At 70.7% G+C, this 23,448-nt stretch carries 22 protein-coding genes; 12 read left to right on the top strand and 10 right to left on the bottom strand.

From position 1 onward, the window contains the following. The first annotated feature begins 102 nt into the window (after positions 1-102). The 4 genes from BLU09_RS01360 to rsmB are packed head-to-tail and all read left to right on the top strand — an operon-like array spanning position 103 to position 3,911. Positions 103-684, top strand: coding sequence for a HAMP domain-containing protein (locus BLU09_RS01360; protein ID WP_043611740.1), 582 nt, complete (start codon positions 103-105; stop codon positions 682-684). Positions 685-713: 29 nt separating this feature from the next. Continuing rightward, a complete protein-coding gene (fmt, locus tag BLU09_RS01355) occupies positions 714-1,652 on the top strand; it encodes a methionyl-tRNA formyltransferase (protein WP_090484551.1) in 939 nt (312 codons plus the stop codon). Between the two features lie 22 nt (positions 1,653-1,674). Then, entirely contained in the window at positions 1,675-2,598 is a 924-nt protein-coding gene (locus BLU09_RS01350) for a type II 3-dehydroquinate dehydratase (protein ID WP_090484549.1), read from the top strand. Beyond that, on the top strand, positions 2,595-3,911 hold the full coding sequence (rsmB, locus tag BLU09_RS01345; protein WP_090484547.1) for a 16S rRNA (cytosine(967)-C(5))-methyltransferase RsmB: 1,317 nt from the start codon (positions 2,595-2,597) through the stop codon (positions 3,909-3,911). Before BLU09_RS01350 ends, rsmB begins: the two co-directional genes overlap by 4 nt. On the opposite strand, the gene BLU09_RS01340 is transcribed toward rsmB, so the two are convergent. Both BLU09_RS01340 and BLU09_RS01335 read right to left on the bottom strand, forming a co-directional pair. Continuing rightward, positions 3,905-4,819: a LysR family transcriptional regulator gene (locus BLU09_RS01340; RefSeq protein ID WP_090484544.1), complete on the bottom strand. Its 915-nt coding sequence runs from the start codon at positions 4,817-4,819 to the stop codon at positions 3,905-3,907. The genes rsmB and BLU09_RS01340 overlap by 7 nt on opposite strands. Positions 4,820-4,955: 136 nt before the next feature. Continuing rightward, positions 4,956-5,264 carry a hypothetical protein gene (locus tag BLU09_RS01335; RefSeq protein ID WP_011551520.1) on the bottom strand — a complete coding sequence of 103 codons (309 nt, stop codon included), beginning with the start codon at positions 5,262-5,264 and terminating at the stop codon, positions 4,956-4,958. A gap of 70 nt (positions 5,265-5,334) precedes the next feature. Here BLU09_RS01335 and BLU09_RS01330 point away from each other — a divergent pair, with 70 nt between their 5' ends. Beyond that, positions 5,335-6,432 (top strand): MJ1255/VC2487 family glycosyltransferase, encoded by a 1,098-nt coding sequence (locus BLU09_RS01330; RefSeq protein WP_244171340.1) that lies wholly within the window; start codon positions 5,335-5,337, stop codon positions 6,430-6,432. Positions 6,433-6,457: 25 nt separating this feature from the next. On the opposite strand, the gene BLU09_RS01325 is transcribed toward BLU09_RS01330, so the two are convergent. Together BLU09_RS01325 and BLU09_RS01320 are read right to left on the bottom strand one after the other, a co-directional pair. After that, positions 6,458-7,504: an SDR family NAD(P)-dependent oxidoreductase gene (locus BLU09_RS01325; RefSeq protein ID WP_090484541.1), complete on the bottom strand. Its 1,047-nt coding sequence runs from the start codon at positions 7,502-7,504 to the stop codon at positions 6,458-6,460. Positions 7,505-7,519: 15 nt separating this feature from the next. Continuing rightward, positions 7,520-7,993: a peroxiredoxin family protein gene (locus BLU09_RS01320; protein WP_090484539.1), complete on the bottom strand. Its 474-nt coding sequence runs from the start codon at positions 7,991-7,993 to the stop codon at positions 7,520-7,522. Positions 7,994-8,105: 112 nt separating this feature from the next. Here BLU09_RS01320 and BLU09_RS01315 point away from each other — a divergent pair, with 112 nt between their 5' ends. From BLU09_RS01315 to BLU09_RS01305, 3 genes are all read left to right on the top strand, one after another. After that, positions 8,106-9,227, top strand: coding sequence for an aminotransferase class I/II-fold pyridoxal phosphate-dependent enzyme (locus BLU09_RS01315; RefSeq protein ID WP_090484537.1), 1,122 nt, complete (start codon positions 8,106-8,108; stop codon positions 9,225-9,227). Positions 9,228-9,411: 184 nt separating this feature from the next. Then, a complete protein-coding gene (locus tag BLU09_RS01310) occupies positions 9,412-10,299 on the top strand; it encodes a hypothetical protein (RefSeq protein ID WP_167371007.1) in 888 nt (295 codons plus the stop codon). Positions 10,300-10,323: 24 nt separating this feature from the next. Next, positions 10,324-11,616 carry a choice-of-anchor X domain-containing protein gene (locus BLU09_RS01305; RefSeq protein WP_090484532.1) on the top strand — a complete coding sequence of 431 codons (1,293 nt, stop codon included), beginning with the start codon at positions 10,324-10,326 and terminating at the stop codon, positions 11,614-11,616. Positions 11,617-11,621: 5 nt separating this feature from the next. On the opposite strand, the gene BLU09_RS01300 is transcribed toward BLU09_RS01305, so the two are convergent. Then, a complete protein-coding gene (locus tag BLU09_RS01300) occupies positions 11,622-12,767 on the bottom strand; it encodes a hypothetical protein (RefSeq protein ID WP_090484530.1) in 1,146 nt (381 codons plus the stop codon). A gap of 398 nt (positions 12,768-13,165) precedes the next feature. Between BLU09_RS01300 and BLU09_RS01295 the strand changes: the two genes are divergently transcribed. Then, complete coding sequence (locus BLU09_RS01295; RefSeq protein ID WP_090484528.1) at positions 13,166-13,909, top strand: PP2C family protein-serine/threonine phosphatase; 744 nt, start codon at positions 13,166-13,168, stop codon at positions 13,907-13,909. A gap of 6 nt (positions 13,910-13,915) precedes the next feature. Here the strand turns inward: BLU09_RS01295 and BLU09_RS01290 are convergent, their stop codons facing one another. Further along, positions 13,916-14,515, bottom strand: coding sequence for a hypothetical protein (locus BLU09_RS01290; RefSeq protein ID WP_244171339.1), 600 nt, complete (start codon positions 14,513-14,515; stop codon positions 13,916-13,918). 253 nt (positions 14,516-14,768) lie between these two features. Here BLU09_RS01290 and BLU09_RS01285 point away from each other — a divergent pair, with 253 nt between their 5' ends. Continuing rightward, complete coding sequence (locus tag BLU09_RS01285; protein WP_090484525.1) at positions 14,769-16,598, top strand: methyl-accepting chemotaxis protein; 1,830 nt, start codon at positions 14,769-14,771, stop codon at positions 16,596-16,598. On the opposite strand, the gene BLU09_RS01280 is transcribed toward BLU09_RS01285, so the two are convergent. From BLU09_RS01280 to BLU09_RS01270, 3 genes are all read right to left on the bottom strand, one after another. Then, complete coding sequence (locus BLU09_RS01280; protein WP_244171338.1) at positions 16,595-18,163, bottom strand: outer membrane protein assembly factor BamB family protein; 1,569 nt, start codon at positions 18,161-18,163, stop codon at positions 16,595-16,597. The genes BLU09_RS01285 and BLU09_RS01280 overlap by 4 nt on opposite strands. Before the next feature lie 139 nt (positions 18,164-18,302). Then, positions 18,303-19,064, bottom strand: a complete 762-nt coding sequence (locus tag BLU09_RS01275) for an SDR family NAD(P)-dependent oxidoreductase (protein WP_090484521.1) — start codon at positions 19,062-19,064, stop codon at positions 18,303-18,305. 137 nt (positions 19,065-19,201) lie between these two features. Then, on the bottom strand, positions 19,202-20,080 hold the full coding sequence (locus BLU09_RS01270; protein ID WP_090484519.1) for a DUF2058 family protein: 879 nt from the start codon (positions 20,078-20,080) through the stop codon (positions 19,202-19,204). 105 nt (positions 20,081-20,185) lie between these two features. Here BLU09_RS01270 and BLU09_RS01265 point away from each other — a divergent pair, with 105 nt between their 5' ends. Both BLU09_RS01265 and BLU09_RS01260 read left to right on the top strand, forming a co-directional pair. Then, a complete protein-coding gene (locus BLU09_RS01265) occupies positions 20,186-21,220 on the top strand; it encodes a hypothetical protein (protein WP_167371006.1) in 1,035 nt (344 codons plus the stop codon). A gap of 225 nt (positions 21,221-21,445) precedes the next feature. Beyond that, entirely contained in the window at positions 21,446-21,793 is a 348-nt protein-coding gene (locus BLU09_RS01260) for a hypothetical protein (protein ID WP_090484515.1), read from the top strand. Between the two features lie 18 nt (positions 21,794-21,811). Here the strand turns inward: BLU09_RS01260 and BLU09_RS01255 are convergent, their stop codons facing one another. Then, positions 21,812-23,332, bottom strand: a complete 1,521-nt coding sequence (locus BLU09_RS01255) for a gluzincin family metallopeptidase (protein ID WP_186817703.1) — start codon at positions 23,330-23,332, stop codon at positions 21,812-21,814. Between the last annotated feature and the right edge of the window lie 116 nt (positions 23,333-23,448).

Below are 23,448 nucleotides of genomic sequence, written 5' to 3'. Positions count from 1 at the left end.
CGGTCTCCATTGCGTCTGCGAGGTTGTCCTGTCTTCCGTGTAAACCTCGCGCAAGGAAGGAAGCAAACCGCCCCAGGCACCTGGGGTACGCTGGTCAACGACATGTCCGATGGCAATCAAAAGACGGTGCGCCCGAGCCACGTCCGCCGGACGTACATCCTGGACCGCCCTTTCCAGCTCAAATACATCCTGCTGCTGGCGGGGATTGGTGCCGGCAGCATCCTCGTGTTCGGGCTGTTGGCGCACCGCGTCCACGTGTCATCCACGGCCCTGGGGCTGGACGGTGGGCAGACGCTGCTGTGGCTGACGGCGGTGGGCGCGCTGGGCACGGCGGTGGCGATGGGCCTCTTCGGCCTCGTCTTCACCCACCGGGTGGCGGGCCCCGTCCACGTCATGAGCCTGTATGTCGCGGCGCTGGCGGCCGGCCGCTATCCCCGGATGCGACCGCTGCGGCGCGGGGACGAGCTCAAGCAGTTCTTCGACCGCTTCACCGAAGCGGTGACGCGCATCCGGGAGCGTGAGGCGGATGAGGCCTACGCGCTGGAGACCGTGCTGGAGGCCCTGCGACCGGTGGCCACCACGCCCGAGGCCCTGGAGGCGCTGGGCACCCTGAGCGCCCTGCACACGCGCAAACGTCAGGCGGTGGACACTCCCACCGGGAGCACCTTCAAGTCCGTGGCCTGAGTCGCCCGGCGCAGGAGAAGCGCAACACCATGAGCAGACCCCGCATCGTTTTCATGGGCACCCCCGAGTTCGCGGTGTCCTCACTGGCCGCCTGCTTCGAACTGGGAGACGTGGTGGCCGTCGTCACCCAACCCGACAAGCCGAAGGGCCGCGGCAACACGGTGACGGCGCCGCCGGTGAAGGAGCTGGCCCTGTCGCGCGGCGTGCCCGTGCTCCAGCCCACCAAGCTGCGCACGCCGCCCTTCGCGGAGGCGCTGCGCCAGTACGCGCCCGACGTCTGCGTGGTGACGGCCTATGGCCGCATCCTCCCCAAGGATTTGCTGGAGCTGCCCACCCACGGCTGCGTCAACGTGCACGGCTCGCTGCTGCCGCGCTTCCGGGGCGCCGCGCCCATCCAGTGGGCCATTGCCCACGGCGACGCGGAGACGGGTGTGTCGCTGATGGTGATGGATGAAGGATTGGACACCGGTCCGGTGTTGGCGATGAAGCGCATGGCCATTGCCCCGGACGAGACGAGCGCCTCGCTGTACCCGAAGCTGGCCGCGCTGGGCGGCGAGGTGCTGCGCGAGTTCCTGCCGGCCTACCTGAGCGGGGAGCTGAAGCCGGTGCCGCAGCCTTCCGAGGGCATGGTGCTGGCCCCCATCATCGAGAAGGAGCAGGGCCGGTTGGATTTCACGAAGCCCGCGGTGGAGCTGGAGCGGCGCCTGCGGGCCTTCACGCCGTGGCCCGGGGCCTTCACCACGCTGGGCGGAAAGCTGCTGAAGGTCCACCGCGCGCAGGCCAGGGGTGGTAGTGGGGCTCCCGGCACGGTGCTGGCGTCCGGCCCGGACGGCATCGAGGTGGCATGCGGTGAAGGCTCGCTGGTGCTGCTGGACCTCCAGCCAGAAGGCAAGCGGGTGATGCGCGCCGCGGACTTCCTGCAGGGGCACAAGCTGGCGCCGGGCAGCCAGCCCTTCGTCGCGGGCTGATGGGAGAACGGGTGATGGCCATATGAGACTGCTGGTACTGCACGGACCCAACCTGAACCTGCTGGGCGTGCGGGATGGCTCGTCCGGGGGGCGGCTGGAGGACCTGGACGCGGCGCTGCACGCGCGGGCGGAGGCGCTGGGGCAGGCGCTGACGGTGGTGCAGTCCAACCACGAAGGCGACCTGCTGGACGCGCTCGGCGCGGAGCTGGAGGAGCTGGACGGCATCATCATCAACCCGGCCGGGCTGTTCGGCTCCTATTGCCTCAAGGAGGGGCTGGAGGCCGCCGGGCTGCCCGCCATCGAGGTGCTGCTCAAGCCGCCGGCGCGCGAGTCCGTGGTGGGTGAGGCCTGCGTGCTCCAGATTCACGGCGGGCCCGGCTTCGAGCCCTACCTCCAGGCCCTGGAGACCTTCGGCAGCGGCGTCTTCACCACGGAGAAGCCGGAGTCGAAGAAGCCCCTGGGGAAGAAGAAGGGGAGCAGCCCCAAGGGCGCGAAGGTCACCCCCATCACCGTGCTCAAGCGCGCCGCGCGCAAGGAGGGCTCGTCGGAGACGGCGAAGTCCCTGGCCCGCGCGGTGAAGACGGCGGGGCCCACGAAGACGCTGGGCCGCAAGCTGGCGCCCGTGGAGGACCTGCGCGCGGCCCGTCAGGCGAAGACGCTGGGGCGCGGCGGCGGCAAGGGGCTCACCCCCGCGGCGGACCTGCTCACGCGCGCGCTGGTGCGCCAGAAGATTTCTGACCGGCTTTCGGGACGGCTCTCCGCCGCCGAGCTGGCCACCTGGGCGCGTTCCCAGTATCAGGCGGTGCAGCGTGGCGCTCCGGCGGAGAATGGCCACCGTGAGCTGCTGGAGGAGAGCCTCCAGAGCCTCACCCTCTCCAACCTGCCCGCGACGCGGCTCTCGGATGAGCAGCTCGTGGACCTCTTGACCCGGCTCGACGAAGGATGAACGCCCGCGCACTCGCCATCCAGGTCCTCGCGCGCGTCCGCGCGACGGATGCCTACCTCAACGTCGTATTGGACACGCAGCTGTCCGAGTCGCCGCCGAAGGACCCGCGCGACGCGGCGCTCGTCACCGAGCTGACCTACGGCGCCACCCGGCGGCAGCTCGCGCTGGACTACGCGATTACCCGCTTCGCCGACCGCAAGCTGGACGCGCTGGAGGACAAGGTGCTGGCGGCCCTCCGCATCGGCGCCTACCAGATATTCCACACCCGCGTGCCGGCCCGCGCCGCGGTGGCGGAGACGGTGCAGGCCCTGAAGGAAGTGGGGCTGACGCGCGCGGCGGGCTTCACCAACGCCATCCTCCGCAAGCTGGCGGCCCTGCCCGCGCCGCCGCTGCCGCCCGCGTCTGACGTGGCGCTGCACCTGTCGGTGCGGGAGAGCCATCCCCAGTGGCTGGTGGAGCGTTGGCTGCGCCAGTTCGGCCGCGAGCGCGCCGAAGCGATGCTGGTGGCCGACAACCAGGCGCCCGCGGTGGTGGTGCGCGCCAACACCGCGAAGGTGACGCGCGACGCGCTGCTCGCCCAACTCCAGGAGATGGGCGTGGACGCGAAGGCGACCACCGTGTCGCCGGTGGGCATCACGCTGCCGTCCGTGGGCCGCGTGGAGGACGTGTACGGCTACGCGGAGGGCCTGTGGCAGGTGCAGGACGAGGCCGCGCAGCTCGTGGGCGTCTACGGGGCGATTCCGGAGACGGCGCGCGTGCTGGACGCGTGCGCCGCGCCGGGCGGCAAGTCCTGTCACCAGGCGCAGTCCCATGACGTGGTGGCGGTGGACCTCCACGCGCACAAGCTGCGGAAGATTGAAGCGGAGGCCCGGCGCCTGGGCCTGCAGCCGCGCCTGAAGGCCTACGCGCACGACGCCGCGGAGCCCTTCCCGGAAGAGTGGGGGGAGTTCCACGCGTTCCTGGTGGATGCGCCGTGTTCAGGGCTGGGCACGCTGCGCCGCCACCCGGAGCTGCGCTACCGCCGCAAGGAGGAGGACATCGCCCGGCTGGCCACGCTCCAGCGGCGCATCCTGGAGAACTGCCAGGATGCGGTGCCGCCCGGGGGGCTGCTCGTGTACGCGGTGTGCACCATGGAGCCGCAGGAGGGGCAGGACCAGGTGGAGATGTTCCTGCGCAGCCACCCGGAGTGGACGGCCGAGCCACCCGTGCTGCCCGGCCTCAAGCTGCCGTTGTCCCAGGCGTACCTGCGCACGCTGCCGGGACCGGAGGGCTTCGACGGGTTCTTCGCCGCGCGCCTCCGAAAGCTCTACTGACGCTCCGCTTCGTCGGCGGGCGGCAGGTTGGAGGCGGCCTTGAACGCCTCCAACACCGCGGCGGATGCGCGGTCCAGGTACTTGCCCTTGCGGATGAGCAGGCCAATGGGGCGTGACACCGGCCCCTCCGCGAAGGGCTTGGCCACCAGGGTGCCGCCCTTCACCTCGCCCTGTGCCGTGGACATGGGGAGGATGGCCACGCCCAGGCCCATCTCCACCGCCCGCTTGATGGTCTCCACGTTGTCCATCTCCATCACCGGGTTGATGTCGATGCTCTTCTCACGGAAGAGCCGGTCCAGCGCCTTGCGCGTGGGTGCCTCGCGGTCGAACGCGATGAAGGGCACGCCCGACAGCGCGGTGAGGCTCACCTTCTGCTTCGTGGCGAAGGGGTGGCCGGGGGCGCAGACGACCGACAGCTTGTCGTCGCGGAAGGGGAGGATGTCCACGCCCGCGCGGGGCTGCGGATAGGCGACGATGCCAATCTCCGCCGCGCCCAGAATCACGTCGTCGTACACCTGGTCGTTGCGCCGGTAGTTCAGGCGCATGTTCACCTTGGGGTGCGACTTGAGCAGCTGCTTCTGCACCGAGTTCAGCTCGTGCAGCCCCACCGAGTAGATGGTGGAGACCGTGGTGGTGCCCGCCACCTCGGCGGCCTGCTCACGAATCTCCTGCTCCACTTCGGCGAAGCGGGCGAGGATTTCCTTGCACCCGCGGAACAGCCGCTCCCCGGCCGGCGTCGGCGTCACCTGGCGCGCGCTGCGCGACAGCAGCTTCTGCTCGTACCGGTTCTCCAGCGCGCGAATCTGCTGGCTCACCGCGGATTGCGTGACGTGGTTGAGCTGCGCGGCGCGGGAGAATGAGCCTGTCTCGACCACGTCGCAGAACATCTTCAAGGATTCGAGCTGCATAAGGTCATCTCCTACCCTCAAATCCAATGATTAGGCCAGAGATAATTAGAATGCCTTTACTTGGCCGCCAAACTACCTAACCCGCCAGGGCGGCCTCCGGCCAGTCATCGGACGACAGGAGGATTGCGGACGGGGCTCAGGATTGCTCGGGCCCCTCGGGTGGGGCCGGAGGGCGCGGGCGGAACAGGACGAAGAGGGAGGCGGCGAGCGCGGTGAGGGCGCCCCCGGCGAGCAGCTGGGTGCGACCGACTTCCCGCGTGGCGTCCGTCAACAGCTGGCATTCGGGGCCGGTGAGGCCATCGCAGCTCGGGGCGGCGAAGCTGTTGCTCAGGCCCACGGCGAGCAGGCCCAGGCCGCCCAGGAGGAAGCCGCCCAGCAGGCCCGTCGCCGCGGAGCGGCCCAGGGACGGCCGCTGGGGGGAGGAGGGCTCCGGAGAGGAGGGCATGCGGGCAGCTATAGCCGCGAGGGCGTGGCGGGCTCAACGGGGGGCGTGGCGGGCGCGTATGCTGCCGGGCATGCGAATCCTCTACGGTGTCGTCGGCGAAGGAATGGGCCATGCGACGCGCTCCCGCGTCCTCCTCGAGGAACTGACGAAGGAGCACGAGGTCCACATCGTCGTCTCCGGCCGGGCCCAGGACTACCTGGCCAAACGCTTCCAGAACGTGCACGGCATCTGGGGGCTGACGCTCGCGTACGAGGGCAACTCGGTGAAGAAGTGGCAGACGGTGCTGCAGAACCTCACGGGCGCCGTGAAGGGCTGGCCGCAGAACATCCGCCAGTACTTCGAGCTGGTGGACGGCTTCCGCCCGGACGTGGTGGTGAGCGACTTCGAGTCGTTCAGCTACATGTTCGCCCGGAATCACCGGCTGCCCGTCATCAGCGTGGACAACATGCAGGTCATCAACCGGTGCAAGCACGAGCCGGCGCTGCTGGCGGGCCACGAGGACAGCTTCGAGACGTCGCGCGCCATCGTGAAGGCGAAGCTGCCGGGGGCCTTCCACTACCTGGTCACCACGTTCTTCTACCCGGAGCTCCGCAAGCGGCGCACCACGCTCGCCCCGTCGATTCTGCGCCCCGAAATCCTGGAGGCGAAGTCCGAGCCCGGTGAGCACCTGCTCGTGTACCAGACGTCGACGACGAACACGGCGCTGCCGGACATCCTCAAGGCCGCGGGCATCCCCTGCCGCGTGTACGGGCTGCGCCGCGACATCACCGAGGACCTGGTGGACGGCAACCTCACGTACCGGCCCTTCAGTGAAAAGGGCTTCATCGATGACCTGCGCACCGCGCGGGGCGTGGTGGCCAGCGGCGGCTTCACGCTGATGAGCGAGGCGGTGTACCTGCGCAAGCCGGTGCTGAGCGTGCCGCTGGAGGGGCAGTTCGAGCAGGTCATCAACGCGCTGTACCTGGAGCAGCTGGGGTACGGCATGTACGTGAAGGCGCTGACGGTGGACGCGGTGAAGGAGTTCCTCGCGCGCGTGCCCCGCTGCCAGCAGGCGCTCCAGGGGTACGAGCAGGACGGCAACACGCGGATGCTGGCCGCCCTGCGCGAACAGCTGGCCCTGGCCTACGAGCACCGTGGCCACTGGGCCATGGAGCGGGCGCAGGACTAGCGCCCGCGTTCGCCGCCGGGGGCCGTCAGTGCAGCGGCACCTCGGTCTCGTTGTTGCGCTCGGCCGCGCGCCGCGTCAGCTCGGTGAGCCAGGACTGGGTCAGCGGCGTCTCGCTCTGGCTGCCGCTATAGCGGTCCTGGCTGCTGTCCTGGGGCATGAAGCGGTTGGCCCAGGCGGTGAGGGTGGCCGTCAGGCTGGGGGCCAGCGCGCGGCCCACGGCGGCCAGCTTCGCCGGTGCGCCCAGCAGTGCCTCGGCGTCACCCCGCCGGCACGCGTCCAGAATCTTGCGTGCGGCCTGTTCAGCGCTCAGCGAGGTGAGGGGCAGGGAGTCCCCGGTGGCGAACCACGCGTACTCCGCCTCGTGGTTGCCCTTGAAGTACGCGTTGCGCGGGCTGCCCGTGCGCATCAGCCCCGGGCACACCGTGGTGACGACGATGCCGTCCTGGCGCAGCTCCGCGCGAAGGCCGTCCGACAGGCCCACCAGCGCGAACTTGCTGGCCGAATACGGCACCAGGTGGGGGACGCTCACCTTTCCGCCCACGGAGGCGATGTTGACGATGCGCCCCTTTCCGCGCCGCTTCATCTCCGGCAGCACGGCCAGCGTGGTGTACAGCGGCGCCCACAGGTGTGTGTCGATGGCCTCCTGGAAGTCCTCCAGCGTCATGGACTCCAGCGGTCCCACCTGGATGACGCCGGCGTTGTTGATGAGCACGTCCACCGCGCCCCAGCGTTCGTGGATGGCGGAGACCATGGCCTCCACCTGCACCGGATCTCGCACGTCGCAGGGGATGGCGTAGACCTCGCCGCCGGTGCGCTCCAGTTCCTCGCGGGCCCGCTCCAGCGTCTGCTCGTCCCGGCCGCAGATGGCCACCCGGGCCTCTTCCTTCAGGAGCTGTCGCGCCAGCACCAGCCCCAGGCCGCGAGAGCCGCCAGTGATGAGGACGGTGCTGTCCTTGAATTGGAATCGGGAGCGGAGGATGCGGCGCAGTCCCAGCGCCGCGCCGATGCCGGCCGCGGCCACGGTGCCGAGCGAGATGCGGGACGAGTCAGAATCCTTGCGGTGAGCTGGCATGGTGGACTCCTGGAGTCAGGGGGCGGGTGAGGGGGCCGCGGCGCTGGCCTGGATGAAGCGCTCCAGCACCTGCCGCACGTGGGGGGACGCGTTCTTTCCGGAGAAGTGGTGGCGCAGCCGGCCGGAGTCCGCGTCGAACACGAGCCACGCGGGCGTGTCCGCCACGTCGTAGGCCCGCGCCATGGAGCCGTCATCCACGGCGATGGGGTGGTAGAGCCCGTGCTTTCGCGCGAAGGCCTCCACTGCGTTGGTGTCCCGCAGCTCCTTGTCGGAGTGGGTGACATCCACGCTGATGACCTTCAGCCCCCGCGCACCGTACTCCGCGATGATGCGCTTCACCGCGTCGATGTCCTCGTCAGCGCCGCGCTGCTTGGCGGAGAAGAAGTGGAGGAGGACGGGGAGCTCATCCAGCTCCGAGACATGGACGGGCATGTTGATCCACCCACCGTCCGGGTCCAGCAGGGTGATGGGAATGTCGAGCGTGGGCATAGGGGCTCCAACAAGGCCAGGGTTCGGAAAGGACGCGACTCAAGCTAGGCACGCGGGGCCGTTTCCGGGCGCCGCTGGACGGCAGGCCGCGAAGCAGGCAGACACTCACGGCATGCGCATCCCCGACTTCAAGCTGGAGCGGTACTTCGCGCGCTGGGAGTTCGCGGCGCCGTACCTGCTGTGTTCCTCGGACATCGAGGGCTGGCGGATGGCGGACTTGCTGGCGCTCGCCGGCCCGGACGAGCGGGCCCGCTGGGAGGGGCTGACGCTGGGCTACACCGAATCCACCGGCCTGCCCGCGCTGCGCGAGGAGATTGCCGCCCTGTACCCCGGGCTCTCTCCGGAGCAGGTGCTCACCTTCGCCGGCGCGGAGGAGGCGCTCTTCGTCCTGATCAACGTGCTGCTGGGCCCCGGGGACCACGCCGTCGTCACCTGGCCGGGCTACCAGTCCCTGCACGAGGTGGCGCGCGCCACGGGCGCGGACGTGACGCTGCTGCGCCTGTGCGAGGAGGACGGCTGGGCATTGGACTTGGATGCGCTGCGCCGCGCGCTGACGCCCCAGACGCGGCTGCTGGTGGTGAACTTCCCCCACAACCCCACGGGCGCGTTGTTGGACCGGGCCACCTTCGACGCGCTGTGCGAGCTGTCGCGCGAGCGTGGCATCCACCTGCTGTCTGACGAGGTGTACCGGCTGCTGGAGTACGACACGCGCGACACGTTGCCGCCCGCGGCCAGCCACACGCCGCACGGCATCAGCCTGGGGGTGATGTCCAAGGCCTTCGGACTGGCGGGGCTGCGCGTGGGGTGGCTGGCCTGCCGTGACGTGGAGCTCTTGCGGCGCTGCGCGGCCTACAAGGACTACACGACCATCTGCAACAGCGCGCCCAGCGAGGTGCTGTCACTCATCGCGCTGCGCGCGAAGGCGCGGGTGCTGGCGCGCAGCCGGGAGCTGCTCGCGGCGAACCTCTCCCTGTTGGATGGCTTCTTCGCGCGGCACCCGGACACCTTCCGGTGGGTGCGCCCGCGCGCGGGCAGCGTGGCTTTTCCCAGGCTGCTGCGTGAGACGCCCGTGGCCCGCTTCACCGAGGAATTGCGCGAGCGCGAAGGCGTGCTGCTGCTGCCCGGAGACGTCTACGACTTCCCCGGCAACCACTTCCGCCTGGGGCTGGGCCGTACGAATCTGCCCGACGCGCTGGAACGACTGGAGCGCTACGTGGTCGACACATCGCGTTGACGCGGCCGTCTCGAGTGTCATCTCCCTCGCGGGAGTCCACGGGGTGATGCGTTGCGTCAGTCTTCGCGCGCACTTCGAGGTTTCCGTGACCTCGACCTTTTACACACCGCGCCTCTACAGTACGCCCCGCCGCCTGGTCCCCCGCCGGGCAGGTACCCCCTACGCAGCGCTGGAGGCGCTCAACATGAAGAAGTTCTTCGGTACGGTCATTGTCGCCGCAACGATGCTGGCGGGCACGGAGGCCGCCGCAGCCAACTACACGCTGTGGATTCATGGCCGCAACGGCGGCACGACGCAGCCCGGCAACTACAATGACTTCAGTTACTGGGGCTCCGCGAGCGTCGCGGCGGGCGTGAACAAGAAGGCCGTCAACTGGGACGGCCGTGAGCGCATCGGCTCGCAGAACTACCGCATCCGCGACGCGCTGGACTGCTTCTGCACGGGGGACAACTGGTGCTACGTCGCCGCGCACAGCGCGGGGAACCTCCAGATTGGCTACGCGCTGTCGATGTATGGCGGCTCGCAGCGCGAGGTGAAGAACGCGACCCCCAACGCCAGCGGCGTGTGTGGCAACGTGAGCGGCGGCGCGAAGCAGACGGGCTGGAACATCCGCTGGGTGAACGTGGCGTCGGGCGCGGGCGGCGGCAGCGAGCTGGCCGACATTGGCGAGTGGGCGGTGAATGAGCCGCTGGTGAGCGACCTGGTCACCACCACCGCGCGCGCCATGTACAACCACAACACCACGCGCAACGTGTGGTTCTACATGTTCGCGGGTGCCAAGGGCACGCTGTACTCCGGCGTGCTCCCCGGCCAGGACGATGAGGCGGTGTCGTACCACTCGACGGGGGGCGTTTCGGGCAGCGCGGGCAGCTCGCAGTGCAACCCCGGTGACTGGTTCTGTGGCGGCACCCTGAACCTGGGCACGGCCGCGACCAGCGACGGGCGCGCGAAGTGGAGCTACCACACGGTGGAGCTGCGCGACGACCGGGAGGCGTACAACCACTACGCCGGAGGCAACTGGGGTGGCATCATCGCGCCGGTTCGCCAGGACGTGGTCACCTACGCGTACTGAGCCCCCTCCACCGCAAGAAGCGACATGACTCCGACTGGCACCGTTTCCGCCCCCGCGTCCCGGATGCGCCGCGCCCTGTGGGCCATTCCCCTCATCCCGCTGGTGCTGGGGGGCGTGGGGTGGTGGTGGATGGAAGCAGGTGCCGGCCCGGAGTCCTCCGGCGAGGATGGTGCATGGGAAGCGTCCTCGCCGTCTGGAATGCCGAACCCCGCGCCGCGGAAGTCGGGAGGCGGCATGGGCGGGCCGACGGGGCGCGTGCCAGGAGTGGCCGTGCAGGACCCGGCCCGCAGCCCGGAGGAAGCGGAGCGGGACGCGCGGCGCCAGTTGTGGGCGCAGCGGCTGGAGCGCGCGAAGCAGACGCTGGAGTCGTACATGAAGGCGACGCGCTATCCGCCGGAGTCGCGTCCCGCCAGTGAGCACCCGGACCAGATGGAGATGGCGGAGCCGGAGCGCACGCGCCCGCTGAACAAGGACGGCTCCGACATCCAACTCAGGCTGAAGCAGGACCGCGTCTTCGTCGTCGGCGACGAGGTGGTGCACTTCTTCGTCGGCTGCGAGGACGCGCGCCGCATGCCCAGGCCCTGCCAGGTGGTGTCCGCCTCCGCGCACGAGGCCGAGCACATGCCTGGCGCGGGTGGCATGCCGGCGGTCCCCCTCGTCTTCTCGGACGACGGCGCCGCGGGCGACGCGCTCTCCGGAGATGGCACCTTCACCGGGCGCTTCCAGCCGTCGAAGCAGGGGTTCCCCATCTATTCAGGCACGCTGCGCGTGGACGTGCAGGTGCGCTCGGGAGGCGCGGAGGGCACCGCGTTCTTCGACATCATGTACACGCCGTCGCCTCCGGCGCTCTTCACGGGCCGGGTGCGGGAGGTGCTGGAGCAAGGCTCGCTTCAGCTCTACCTCGGGATTCAGGTCCAGAAGGCCGGACGGTACGTGGTGGCGGGCCGCGTGGATGACGAGAGCGGCATGCCCTTCGCGCACGTGTCCTTCAACGAGGAGCTGAAGCGCGGCGAGCAGGAGGTGAAGCTCACCATCGCCGGCAACCTGGTGCTGGACGAAGTGCCCACCTTCCCCCTGAAGCTGCGCGACGTGGAGGGCTTCCTCCTCAAGGAGCGGGGAGACCCGGATCGCGAGCTGATGACGAGCTTGCGTGGGTACGTGCACACCACGAATGACTATCCCTCCACGTCCTTCTCCGCCGCGGAGTGGCAGAGTCCGGAGCGGCGGCGCTATCTGGACGAGCTGAACCGGGAGGTCATCGAGGCGCAGACGTACCTCGACGGCATCGACCAGGAAGAAGCGCCGCCCAGGCCGTGAGGGGCTCAGTCCCGCGGATTCTCGGGCGCAGGTGCCTCGGTGGTGCGGGGGTTCGCCTCGGGCCGCAGCTCCGGCTCCAACGCCTCCGCGACCACTTCCACGCCCTGTGAGGCGAAGGTGGCGGCCACCGGCGCGCTGGCCGCCGCGGGGTTGGCGGAGATGGAGCCCAGGACGCCTGCCACGGCGGCATCGTCCAGGGACGGCTCCTCCGGCGGCAGCATGTTCAAGTCATTCGGGTCCGCGAGGAACTCGTCTGGCCCCGCGGGGCTGACCGCCGGGTCCAGCGCCTGCCTCACGGCGAACTGCTGCCCGTAGGTGGCCGCGTAGGCGCTGCCCAGCGCGTAGCCCGCGGGCGCATCATCCACGCGCGCGTCACCGGCCGCGGCCGTCACCAGGTCGGCGGGAACGGCATCGATGCCCGCGGCCTCGGTCGCGAAGTTCACCGGCGCGCCGGAGCGAGCGGCGGCGAGGCTCGGCTGCTGGGGCTCCGCGGCGTCGGAGATGGCCGCTGAAGCGTCATCGGCTCCAGCCATGAAGAGCGCGTCTTCCGCGGCGTGCAGTCGCGGGGCTTCCTCGAAGATGTCCTCGAGTCCCAGCTCCAGCGGCGGCTCCAGGTCGGCCGCGGCGCCGGGGCCATTCAGCATGAACAGCACGTCCTCCGCTTCCATGGGCGTGGGCGCGGTGGAGGTGTCCCGGTTCTGCAACTCCCACGCGGCGGCCTCCGGCGAGAGCAGGTCGCTGCCCATGTCCTGGGCGCTGCCCCCTCGGAAGGAGGGCCGTTGCGCCGCGCCACTCACCGGCTCCCGGGGCGCGCCGAGCGCGGCGGGAAGCTGCGAGCCCAGCAGCTGCGAATACCGCGGCGGAGCCGCTTCGAAGGAGCTCTCGCCGGCGAACACGCGCAGGTGTTCGGGCGCTTCCGCATTCGCGGCGTCCACGCCCGCCAGCATCGGCGCGTGCGCTGCGAGCGACGTGTCCAGGTCATCCACCTCCGCCTGGAACTCGCTCTCGTCGGCATAGCCACGCCGCACCGCGGGGATCGGCTGCAGCGGCTCGCGGGGCGCGAGCGGTGACACCGACTCCAGGCTCGTGTCGAGCCGGGCGCGGGAGATGGCGCTGGAGATGCTCGCGGTGATGCGGCGGATGGACGACATCAAAGGCTCCCTGCGGCGCGCACACCGGGCCGCATCGGAATTGTCGCCTCGTCACCGGAGAAGTTGCCAGGGAACAGGCCCGGGCATGCTGGGTTCCTCGTTTCGTTGTCATGGCATTCGCGCACCCTGACGGGAGCGTCCTGGCGGACAAGCGCCCCCTGGGGGAGTGGGGCCCAGGTGTCAGGCGGAGGTGTGGGGTCGTGACCCCACGTTCTGGGGGCTGTTGACGGGTGGAGGGCACTTGCAGCGTCTGCCAGTGGACGGGGGAGGGGGGTTGTCACGGCGCCGTGGCGGTCCCTTCCCAGGAATCCCCAGAACCGGAGTATCCGTTCCTTGCGTCCGTCGGGGGGAAGGACGCTGGCCTCTCGCTTGCTGGTGGGAGGCCCGAGGAGGCAGTCATGAGAATGGACAGCGCGGGACAGACCCACATCGGTCGGCGGCCGCACAACGAGGATGCGTTCTGCGTCGCACCGGAGCTGGGGCTGTTCGTCGTGGCGGATGGGCTGGGCGGACAAGAGGGGGGAGAAGTCGCCAGCCGGTGTGTCGTGGACACCTTCGTGGGCTTTGGCCTGCGCCTGGGGCAGGACCGGGATTCGACGTGGCCCACGGTGCCGGACCCTCGCCGCAGCCGTGAAGAGAACCTGTTGGCGGCGTGCTCGGCCCTGGCGCAGCGCAACCTCCAGGCGCAGCGCGTGGGCCGGCTGCGGGAGATGGCGTCCACCGTCGTGGCGTTGGCGGTGAGCGAGCACGGCGCGGCGGTGGCGCACGTGGGCGACAGCCGCCTGTACCGGTTGCGTGGCGGAAAGCTGGAGTCGCTCACGCGCGACCACTCGCTCATCGAGGAGCTTCGGGACGCGGGCATGGAGCCGCCGGGAGGCTCGGGCAACTTGCGCCACCTCATCACCCGCGCGCTGGGCACGGAGAACGCGGAGCCCACCGTGCAGCGGCTTCAGACGGAGCCGGGCGATGTGTTCCTGCTGTGCTCGGACGGGCTCTATGAGCCGCTGGGCGTGGAGGGCCTGATGAAGCGCCTGACGATGTCCTCCGCGCGCGAGGTCTGTGACGCGCTGGTCGCGGACGCCTACGAGGCGGGGGGCAAGGACAACATCACCGCGGTGGTGCTGCGCGTCGCGGACGCGTGAGGCGCGTCAGAAGCCCACGCCGAAGGAGAGGCTGGCGGACGGCAGCCACGTGTTCCCGGGCTGGACGAGCTCGGGAGCGTGGGGCATCCACGCCAGGCTGAAGTTGAAGTCGCCCACCAGCTCGAAGCCCGCGGCCAGCGGGCGGAGGAAGCGCAGCCCGAGTCCCCCCTCGGGCCCTGCCGTGGCCACGCGGCGTCGGTCGGTCCCCTTGAACTGGAACCCTGGGTCGTCGCGGCCCACCTGGGCCTCCGCGAAGCCCCCGGCGAGGAAGGGCTGGAAGGTGCCCCAGCGCTCCACGTCGAAGCTGGCCAGCCGCAGCTTGGCGCGGAAGTGCGCCACCTCCGGCTCGGGGTCGCCGTGCAGGAAACCGCTCCCCGTGCCACAGCTCTCCACGGACAGGAACGCCACGGGGGACAACTCCAGACACAGGTCGGGTCGGCCATTGCCGTTCGCCGTGGAGCCACCCACGCGCAGGTTGCCGAAGTTGCGCGTCGTGTGAGGCGGCTCGGCCTTCGCGCGCGCCTCTCCGGCGGCCTCCGCCGCGCGAAGTCCGCTGGGCGCGAGGGCAAGCAGGGCCAGTGCCGCTGGAATGGAGGTCGGGCGCATGCCCTGCACGCAAACGCGCCGCTTCCACACCGGTCAATGCAACGCCAGGGTGAGTGTCCATGGCCCCGCGCGCGCCGACGCCGAGGACGTAGGTGCACGACATCGGTGTAGGTCTCGATTTGTGTCATGCGAGACAGGCTGCCGGGTCATTCCTGCCACCTGTTGTTCCTCGCTCAACAGCCGGGCGCTGTCGCGGTAGGCTCGCCATCCCCCCACTGGGCGCCCCCCCGCCCATCCCCTGGCCTTGTAGCGAATGACGCACAGCCTTGCCGCGCGCCTGACCGCAGCGCTCTCCCTGGTCATCCTCTGTCTCTCCACGCTGAGCGTCGCGCTCACGGGCGTGTCGCTTCGGACGTGGTCGCACGAAGCCGTCACGTCCCGTCTGGCGCAAGACGAAGCCGCGTGGAGCCGCGTCCTGTCCCAGGAGGCGCGCTCGCTGACGGCCCTGGCCCGCGTCGCCGCGGCCGACACGCCCTTGCAGACCGTGCTGTCGAGCGGCTCCGGGGGCGGGGAGCAGCTCGAGCCCTCGCTGCGTGCGCAGCAGTCGCTCCTGGGCGTGGACCTGCTGCTCGCGGTGGACACCGCGGCGGGTGTGCGAGTGGGCACGCCACCCGGGGCCCTGTCGGGGATGGAGGCCCTGGTGAAGGAGGGCGGCGCGCGCATCATCCTGGTGGATGAAGTGCCCCATCAGGCCGTGGCGCAGCCCGTGATGACGGCCGAGGGCCGCACCGCGGGGTACGTGGTGCTGGGGCGGGTCCTGGGCGAGGTGGAGCTCCAAGCGCTGCGTGACGAGCGCGGTGTGGAGGGCGTGCTGTCCGTGGGCGGGAAGCCGGTGGCGCACGCGCTGAGCGCGGTGCCTGAGGATGCCTTGCTCGCGGCACTGGAGGGGAAGGGCCGGCCGGATGAGGTGTCGGTGAATGGCGTGTCGTTGCGGCTGCGCCGGGTGGAGATGGGGCCGGGCGTGGAGCTGCTGCTCACGCGTGACGGTGGGAAGGAAGCGGAGCAGTTCCGTGCGTCGATGCTGCTCGTGGTGCTGCTGGGCCTCATCGTCACGGCGGCGGCGGGCACGGCCATCTTCCTGCTGGTGCGGCGGATGATGGAGCCTCTGCGCGAGCTGACCGTGGCCACCACGCGGATGGTGTCGGAGGGGGATTTCCGAGGGACGCTGGCGGTGCGCTCGAAGGATGAGATTGGTCAGCTCGCCAGTTCGTTCTCGGAGTTGATGTCGCAGCTGCGCGAGCTGTTGATGGCGCTGCGCCATTCGGCCGAGCAGCTCGAAACGGCGTCCACGCACCTCACCGAGTCCGCGTCCGTCCAGAACGAGGCGGTGTCGCAGCAGGCGGTGGCGCTGCATGAGACGCAGATTGCGGCGCAGCAGCTCCAGGAAGCCTCGCGCGCGGCGGCGCGGCGCGTGGAGGTCATCCTGCGGGAGGCGGACAAGGCCAGTGGCTTTGGCGAGGCGGGCGAGGCCGCGGTGTCCGGCAGCGTGGGTGGGCTCACGCACATCCGGTCGCACGTGGAGCAGATTGGCCGCACCGTCGCGGAGTTGCACCAGCGCACGCGGCAGGTGGGGGACATCACCCGCACGGTGAAGGACCTGGCGGACCAGTCGAACGTGCTGGCGCTCAATGCTTCCATCGAGGCGGCGCGCAGTGGTGATTCGGGTCGTTCCTTCGCGGTGGTGGCGCGGCAGATGCGGTCGCTGGCGGACCAGTCCGCGGGGGCGACCACGCGCGTGCAGTCCATCCTGAGCGACATCGGCCGGGCCATCTCGCAGACGGTGAGCACCAGTGAGGGCGGCGCGCGCGAGGTGGAAGGTGGCCTGGAGCAGGTGCGCGCGGCGGGCGAGAGCCTCCGCTCGCTGGCGGGCATCATCCAAAGCAACGGCAAGACGGTGCGCAGCATCGCCGAGGCCGTGAGCCAGCAGGACGCGGGCATCGCGGAGCTGTTCGCCGCGCTCAGCTCGATGGCCGACCTGGCGGACCAGATTGTCGACCGGATGGCCGCGAGCGAGCAGTCCGCCATCCAGCTCTCCGCGGCGTCCGCCGAGCTGAGCGCCATCGTCGGCAGGTACCAGCTCTAGCGCGCTTGTGGGCCTGGGGCGCGCGCCTGCGCCGCCGCGCCAGTGGGCTTCGTCTGGCCCGAGCGGGCATTGCCGCCGCCCGCGCTCACCCAGCCGCTGGAGGCCGGCTCATCGGGCGCCGTCATGTCGAAGGCGCGGATGCTCATCCGCTGCGTCCAGTCATTGTTGGCATTCCAGTTCGTCCAGGCCCCCAGCACCACGCGTCCCCGGTGCAGCGCGGGCGGGGTGATGTACGGCGCCTTTCCCAGCAGCGCGCAGGCGGACAACTCGTTCCCGTCCTGGTCCAGCTCCCGCAGGAACGAACCGAGCGCGGCGTCCTCACCGGTGCAGGCGTGCTCGCCGCACGTCTCGGCCACGGGCCGGTCCACCAGCAGCAGCGAGCCACGCTGGGTGAGGAGCGGTGACATCGGCCAGGTGCCCACGGCCCGGTGCCAGCGCACCGCGCCGCTCGATGGGTCCAGCCCATAGAGGAACGTGCCACCCGGATGCGTGGTGGTGGGGCAGCCCTCGGTGGTGCACCGCATGTCGGGCAGGACCAGGAGCCGGTCCGCCTGCATCGCCGTGCGGCCGAAGGTCGAGCTGGAGCGGCCCAGCGAGTAATAGAAGGACTCAGCGGAAGCGGTCGCCAGCGTGGCGATTGGCGCTCCCGTGGCCGCGTCCACCAGCTCCGCGCGGCCCAGCATCAACGTCCCTCCGTCCACGGCCGTGGGCTCGAGCACGCCCGTGCGCTGCGTCCGCCACCGGAGCTGCCCATCCGCCGCGTACGAGAAGAGGTCCGTCCGCTGCTCCAGGACATCGGAGGCGCCGCCGTAGACGTTGCCCTCCGTATCCACCACCAGCGGCGCATGGACGGGCGGCACGGGCTCCTTCCACGCCACCGCGCCGGTCTCCGCGTGCACCGCGACGAGCAGGTCCTCGGCGCCCGCGTCTCCGAACGTGTCGTGTACCAGCGCAATCAGATAGGGCGGGCTGAGCACGAGCGATTCGATGCGAAGCCCATGGTGCGCCTGCGGGTCTTCGTCCTTCACGGCCCCCAGCGACACGCTCCAGCGCTCCTGTCCGGTGGCGCTGTCCCGAGCGGAGAGCAGGGCCAGCCGGCCCGTGACGAAGAGCTGTCCCCCCGCCACCGTGTGGACGCCCCAGGCTCCCGGGGGCGGAAGGTCGCGCCGGTAGCGCTCGGTCCCTTCAGACGTGACGGAGACGAGCTGACACGCGAGCTGGCTCGGGTCCTTGTCCACCCAATAGCTGCTCTCGCACTCCGTCCAGTAGGTGTGCCCGTCCCCGTCCATGGTCCCCCGGAAGTCCACGGTGTGGTTCCACGCGGCGTCGTAGCTCCACGCGAGTCGCGCCGTGCCATCCGGTCCGGAGCACGCCGCCGATGTCGCCGGGGGCGGCACCTGCGGCTCGGGTGTGGGCTCCTGCCGAGCGGGCGTCTCAGCGCCAGGGGTGGGCGTTTGCGTCACATCCGCGGGTGTCTCGAGGGTGGGCGCCGCTCCGTCCTCCACGGACGACGAACAGCCCACCCACAGACACGCGCCCAGCACCATGCTTCGCAGTCCACTCACGCCCACCTCCCGATTGCTGGCCACCGCGCGGCTCGTCGCCGGGGTGGTCGCGCACAGTGGGGATGGGATTCCCGCTGCGCAACGCACCCGGCCACGGGTGGCGGCCGGGCAGGCAGTCAGGCGGAATGGGAGTGAAGTCTCAGCCCAGCTCGCCACCGTCGATGGCGTACGCCGTGCCGGTGATGCCGCCCGCCGCGTCCGACGCGAGGAACAGGCACAGCGCGGCGACTTCCTCCGGCGTGATGATGCGGCCCATGGCGTTCATGGACGCCAGGGCCTCGCGCGCCTGCTCCTCGCTGCGGCCCGTGGAGGCGCTGATGGCCGAGGTCGCACCGGCGAACATGTCCGTCTCCACCCAGCCCGGATTCACGATGTTCACCGTGACCTGCTTCTTCGCGTACTCCACCGCGAGCGCGCGCGTCAGGCCCAGCAGCGCATGCTTCGACGCGCAATACGCGGACGTGTACTTCACGCCCCGCACCGCGGCCATGGAGCCGATGTTGATGACGCGTCCGCCGCCCGCTTGGGCCATGGCCGGCATCAGCTCGCGGCAGAGGAGGAAAGGCGCCGTCACGTTGACGGCCATGACGCGGGCCAGGTCCTCGGTGCGCGTCTTCGTCAGGGGCGCGGAGACGGTGATGCCCGCGTTGTTCACGAGCACGCGCGGGGCACCCTCGGTGAGGATGCGCTGGCTCGCGGCAACCAGCGCCGCTTCGTCGGACACGTCCACCGCGAGCGGCCGGATGCGCTCGCCGCCTTCCTGCCGGAGCGACTCCAGCGCTTCCGTCGAACGCGCCAGGGCCCACACGTCATGGCCCGCCTTCGCGAAAGCCAGCGCCACCGCGCGGCCAATGCCTCGGCTCGCGCCCGTTACCACCACCGTCTTGGAGGTCGTCGTCATGAGACCAGCCTAGCGCCGGCCCCTCATGCTGGCAGCAGGACGTGCCAAGGCCGCGTGGCGCTGCCGCCACGGGCGGCATCGCCACCCTCCCCACATCCACGAGGGACGGGGAGGGTGGGAAGACGCCGGTGTCCGGCTCAGCCGTTCTGGGCTTCTTCGCTGCGGGCCTTCGGCTCGGTCGGGGCCGCCTCGCCCTCGGACGCGGTCTCGGCAGAGGCCTCGGCTGCGGTCTCGGCCGAAGCTTCGGAGCCGCCTTCGGGCTCGTCGGGCAGCTCGGGCGCGGTGCCCGCCGCCTCGGCGGCCTGCTGGGCCTTGAGCTCCTCGTCGTTCATGAAGCCGACGGGGTTCTCCTTGCGGTTGAGGAAGCGCACCGACTTCTTCGACAGCGCGAACATCTGCTCCGCCGCCGACGAAGGCACCAGCGAGTGCTCGATCTGCGCGGGCTCGGGACGCTCCACCACGCCCAGCTCGCCCTCCTCGAGCTGCTTCGCCTGCGCGGGGCTCAGCTCCAGCCGGCGCAGCTTGCCCTTGCGGGTCATGAAGTAGAACGCCGTCTCCCCCGCCTCGACGGGGACCTGGGAGCCCAGCACCAACTCGCGCAGGGCGCGGTCCAGCTCCACCTGCCGCTTGGACTCGGCGCGCTGGTAGGCCTTGGAGCCCGGCATGGGGGGCAGCTTGGGGATGGCCCGCTCCGCCGCCGCCGCGGCCGGCCGCCCGTGCTGGGGACCTCCGCCGTGCCGGGGGGCACCCCCGAAGCCGCCGCCTGGACGTCCGCCGCCCTCACGACGGCCGGCGTCACGGCCGCCACTCGGACGGCCTCCACCCTCGCCTCGGGGCGGGCCGCCTGGTGTCCGGTTGTCATCACGGCGGGGGGGAGGACGGTTGCCGCCTGAACGGCCGCCCTCCTGGGGTCCGGGCCGCCGGGCTTCCGCCTGGCTGGGCTTCGACTCCACCTTCTTGGCCTGGTCCTCGGTGACGAGGCCCGCCTTCAATAGCTTGTCGCGCAGGTTCTGCATGAGTTGGGCGTTCTATCCCTTGCACGGCCGCACGCAAGCCACTGCTTGCTGCTCGTGTATGCCCCACGTAACTTGCCGGCCTGGTCGTACCCTCCCGGAGGAGTCGTGAGCCGTCTGAAGAAGTCCGCCTTCACCCTTGCCGTGGCGCTGGCCGCCGTCGGCTGCTCGGACCCGGTCGACAAGGCGGCCAAGGCACGCATCTTCTCGCCGGAGGACCCGCCCAAGGTGGTGGCGTCCGCGAAGGAAAAGCTGCCCCCCGAGGACGTCGCGGACAACCCCCAGGTGGCGCGCCGCATCCTGGGCATGGACGCCGCCGAGGTGACCGAGCGTCTGGGCCCCCACCGCTACCAGGCGACGCTGGGGTACGAGTGGACCTCCGAGGCCTCCATCCCCGTGAAGCTCACCGAGACGCGCACCTTCCGCGCCGGCCCGGGCGGGGTCAGCGGGGATTTCCACGGCGTGCTGGAGAACTCCCGGGACCAGGGCCTGGAGGTGATGCGTGTGGGGGGGCAGGTGTTCGCCCGCAACCGGTACGGCCCCTTCCGCCAGCGCCTGCGCGACCGAGGCATGGCCGAGCGCACCCGCGCGGAGCTGACCGGCGCCATCCGCGACTTCGACAGCCTCTTCCAGGGGCGCATCAAGCTGACGCCCGAGGGCACCGTCACCCACGAGGGCCGCACGGCCTGGCGCTACGTGGTGACGCTGGCCCCCGCCGCCCAGGCGGAGGCGTCCCGGCCCTTGCCGCCCATGCCCCAGGCCAAGAAGGGGGGCGCGGACGAGACGACGGTCCGCCGGGCCAACTTCTTCGCCCACCGCCTGCCGCGCTCGCTGGACGGCGAGGTGCTGGTGGATTCCGCCACCTCCGTGGTCCTCAAGGCCCGGCTGGACGGGCGCATGGGTGTGCCCGGGGACAAGACGCCCGAGGCGGCCGAGCTGCGCCTGACGCTGGAGGCCGCCCTCACCGAGGTAGGCAAGGACCCACGGCTCCAGCCGCCCGAGGGTTTCCTCCCGGACGCGGACAAGCCCCAGGGCATCGCCGACGCGCTCGACAGCTTCGGTATCCAGCGCAAGAAGCCCTCGGATTCGGATTCGGCCAGCCCGGAGTCTGCCCCAGAGCCCGAGGACGAAGAGGGCACCTGACGTGGTTCCGGCGCTCTTTCCGGGCGCCGTTGCCTGGTGAACGGCCGGCCGGGACTCCGGGGTATCCCGGACGGGGGTGGAGGGGGCGGCGCTACATCTCGGCAGCGAGATGTTGGAAGAAAATTTGCGCTGACTCTTGCGTCCTCTACAATCCTCGACGGTTGCGGCCCGGACGCGTCCGACATGCTCGGATGTTCAGCGGGGCTTCACAGCAAGGGAGCGGCGATGGAGCGCAAGGTCGGAAGTAGCACGGTGACGGCCAAGGAGGTCAAAGCGGCGCTGGAGAAGGCGCGTACGCTTTCGGCCGAAGAGGAGAAGGTTCTGCGCATGCGCCACGGTGCTGGCGCTTCCAGCACCCGTGCACCGCTGCCCCGTGCCGCTGGTAACAACCAGGAGCTGGGCGACGAGCTGCTCCTCATCGAGATGCAGCTGATGAAGGCGATGCGCGCTCGCGCGGGTGGCAAGCCCGCGGCCACCGCCAGCAGCAAGCCCGTCGCCGCCACGCGCGCACGGGATGCCGCCGCCAATCCCACCAAGGACAAGATTGTCCGGGCGCTCCGCAAGAAGAAGTAGTCGTCTCGCGGGTGTCCCCTACCGGTTGAGGATGGCCACGAGGCGCTCCCCGGCCTCGGGCAACGCCAACGGCGTGCCTGACGTCTCCGTGGCCAGTCCTTCCGCATCATCAGTGCCCCCACGCGCGTACAGCCCCTTCAACCAGGCGGCGGCCGCGGGGTTCCTCCAATAGTCCTCGTTGAACCGCTCCGTGAGGCGCGCGGTGAGCTGGGTCTCCAGGGCCCAGGACCGCAGGTAGTGCGCCACGTATAGTTGCGGGTCCATGTCGTGGAGGAAGAAGCCAGGGTGTGGCTCGACGAAGAGCGCATGGCGCTGCCCGTCGGCGTATTCGTCCGCGCGTTCCGTGGAGGCGCCCCGCTGCGTCAGGGACAGCTCGTAGGTCAGCTTGGCCGCGTGACGCCGCAGCAGCGTGAGGGCCTGGAAGGCGGCCAGTCGCACCGTGTCCCGCGCGGCCACGGTGGGCAGTCCCAGGTAGCGCTTGAGCCACTCGGGGGACAGGAGCATCCGCTCGAAGACGGCGGCGTGTGCCTCCGTCACGGACGCGTCGCCCAGCCGGCGCAGCTCCATGGGCAGCGTGTCGGAGACGTGGGCGCGGTGCTGCGCGTGGCCCATCTCATGGAGCAGGCTGGCCAGCCCGTCGATGCCGCCGCGAGGCTGGAGCACCAGGCGGATGTCGTCCGGCACGCGCACCACGGCGACGAAGGGGCGCGGTGACTTGCCGGGCCGGGCCTCGTCGTCGATGCGGATGCGGCCTCCGGCGTTGGGCGTCAGGCCCCACTCGCCCAGCCAGCGCACCACGGCGGGGAAGGCGTCCTCGCGTCGGAAGAAGCCGTCCATCCACGGGGCCTGGAGCGCGGCCTGCAAGTCATGCCTGCGGGCCTCTCCGCCGGGCAGTGGACGCAGCAGCGGGTCCACCTTCTTGAGGACGTAGGCGAGCACGTCGCGGTAGGCGTCCTCCGTGCGCGCGAGCATCGTCGCGGCGGACTCGGCCAGCCTGGCGAAGTCGATGCCGGTGACGTCCTGGCGCAGGGCGGGGTAGTTCTTCGCGCCCAGCTGCTCCGCGGCGTGCAGGGCCGCATCGCGCCGGTCCCCGTAGCGGGTGCGGTTCTGCCAGAGGAACTCGCCGGTGGCGCGCTCCAGCAGGGCGCGGCGGCCCCGGGCGGACTCGTGGGGAATGCGGCCCAGCGCCTCGCCGAAGGAGTAGGTCTGGTCGTCCACCATCAGCCGGGCCTGGGCCTCCAGCGAGGCAATGGCCTCCACGTGACGGGCGGCGAGCGCGTCCTCGACGTGCGAGGCCACCAGCTCACGCACCAGTCGGATGCGGCGGACGGTGAGGGGCTCGTTCTTCGATTGGGCCTTGGCGAGCGCCTCGTTGGCGGCGGCGAAGGTGTCCGGAGACGACAGCTCGGGGAAGGAGGCGTGGAGCTGGCTGGGGGAAACATCCAGCGCGAGCCCGGCGCCTTGCCGGTAGTTCAGCGTGGCGAGCTCGGCGAGGAAGTCGTCCAGCCGCGTACGGACGGAGTGCAGGGGACGGTCCATGGGGGCGCGGAAGGTAACAGGAAGCGGGCGGCGCGAAAGGGCGATGCGCGCGTAGAGTGCCGCCGCATGACATCTGCGGTGGACACAGGGCTGGGGGGCGGCGTGCCGGAGCACGT

This window comes from Myxococcus virescens, from assembly GCF_900101905.1.
GTDB classification, from domain to species: domain Bacteria; phylum Myxococcota; class Myxococcia; order Myxococcales; family Myxococcaceae; genus Myxococcus; species Myxococcus virescens.
The sequence above is the reverse complement of the archived record's forward strand: the minus strand, read 5'-3'. Positions and strand labels throughout refer to the sequence as shown.

Excerpts from the sequence above, each read along its gene's own strand:
- BLU09_RS01290 (WP_244171339.1), bottom strand. The coding sequence starts at position 14,515 with ATGCGCCCGACCTCCATTCCAGCGGCACTGGCCCTGCTTGCCCTCGCG.
- BLU09_RS01305 (WP_090484532.1), top strand. The coding sequence starts at position 10,324 with ATGACTCCGACTGGCACCGTTTCCGCCCCCGCGTCCCGGATGCGCCGC.
- BLU09_RS01275 (WP_090484521.1), bottom strand. The coding sequence starts at position 19,064 with ATGACGACGACCTCCAAGACGGTGGTGGTAACGGGCGCGAGCCGAGGC.
- BLU09_RS01360 (WP_043611740.1), top strand. The coding sequence starts at position 103 with ATGTCCGATGGCAATCAAAAGACGGTGCGCCCGAGCCACGTCCGCCGG.
- BLU09_RS01260 (WP_090484515.1), top strand. The coding sequence starts at position 21,446 with ATGGAGCGCAAGGTCGGAAGTAGCACGGTGACGGCCAAGGAGGTCAAA.
- BLU09_RS01295 (WP_090484528.1), top strand. The coding sequence starts at position 13,166 with ATGAGAATGGACAGCGCGGGACAGACCCACATCGGTCGGCGGCCGCAC.
- rsmB (WP_090484547.1), top strand. The coding sequence starts at position 2,595 with ATGAACGCCCGCGCACTCGCCATCCAGGTCCTCGCGCGCGTCCGCGCG.
- BLU09_RS01300 (WP_090484530.1), bottom strand. The coding sequence starts at position 12,767 with ATGTCGTCCATCCGCCGCATCACCGCGAGCATCTCCAGCGCCATCTCC.
- BLU09_RS01330 (WP_244171340.1), top strand. The coding sequence starts at position 5,335 with ATGCGAATCCTCTACGGTGTCGTCGGCGAAGGAATGGGCCATGCGACG.
- BLU09_RS01310 (WP_167371007.1), top strand. The coding sequence starts at position 9,412 with ATGAAGAAGTTCTTCGGTACGGTCATTGTCGCCGCAACGATGCTGGCG.
- BLU09_RS01270 (WP_090484519.1), bottom strand. The coding sequence starts at position 20,080 with ATGCAGAACCTGCGCGACAAGCTATTGAAGGCGGGCCTCGTCACCGAG.
- BLU09_RS01315 (WP_090484537.1), top strand. The coding sequence starts at position 8,106 with ATGCGCATCCCCGACTTCAAGCTGGAGCGGTACTTCGCGCGCTGGGAG.
- BLU09_RS01255 (WP_186817703.1), bottom strand. The coding sequence starts at position 23,332 with ATGGACCGTCCCCTGCACTCCGTCCGTACGCGGCTGGACGACTTCCTC.
- BLU09_RS01340 (WP_090484544.1), bottom strand. The coding sequence starts at position 4,819 with ATGCAGCTCGAATCCTTGAAGATGTTCTGCGACGTGGTCGAGACAGGC.
- fmt (WP_090484551.1), top strand. The coding sequence starts at position 714 with ATGAGCAGACCCCGCATCGTTTTCATGGGCACCCCCGAGTTCGCGGTG.
- BLU09_RS01320 (WP_090484539.1), bottom strand. The coding sequence starts at position 7,993 with ATGCCCACGCTCGACATTCCCATCACCCTGCTGGACCCGGACGGTGGG.
- BLU09_RS01335 (WP_011551520.1), bottom strand. The coding sequence starts at position 5,264 with ATGCCCTCCTCTCCGGAGCCCTCCTCCCCCCAGCGGCCGTCCCTGGGC.
- BLU09_RS01285 (WP_090484525.1), top strand. The coding sequence starts at position 14,769 with ATGACGCACAGCCTTGCCGCGCGCCTGACCGCAGCGCTCTCCCTGGTC.
- BLU09_RS01350 (WP_090484549.1), top strand. The coding sequence starts at position 1,675 with ATGAGACTGCTGGTACTGCACGGACCCAACCTGAACCTGCTGGGCGTG.
- BLU09_RS01325 (WP_090484541.1), bottom strand. The coding sequence starts at position 7,504 with ATGCCAGCTCACCGCAAGGATTCTGACTCGTCCCGCATCTCGCTCGGC.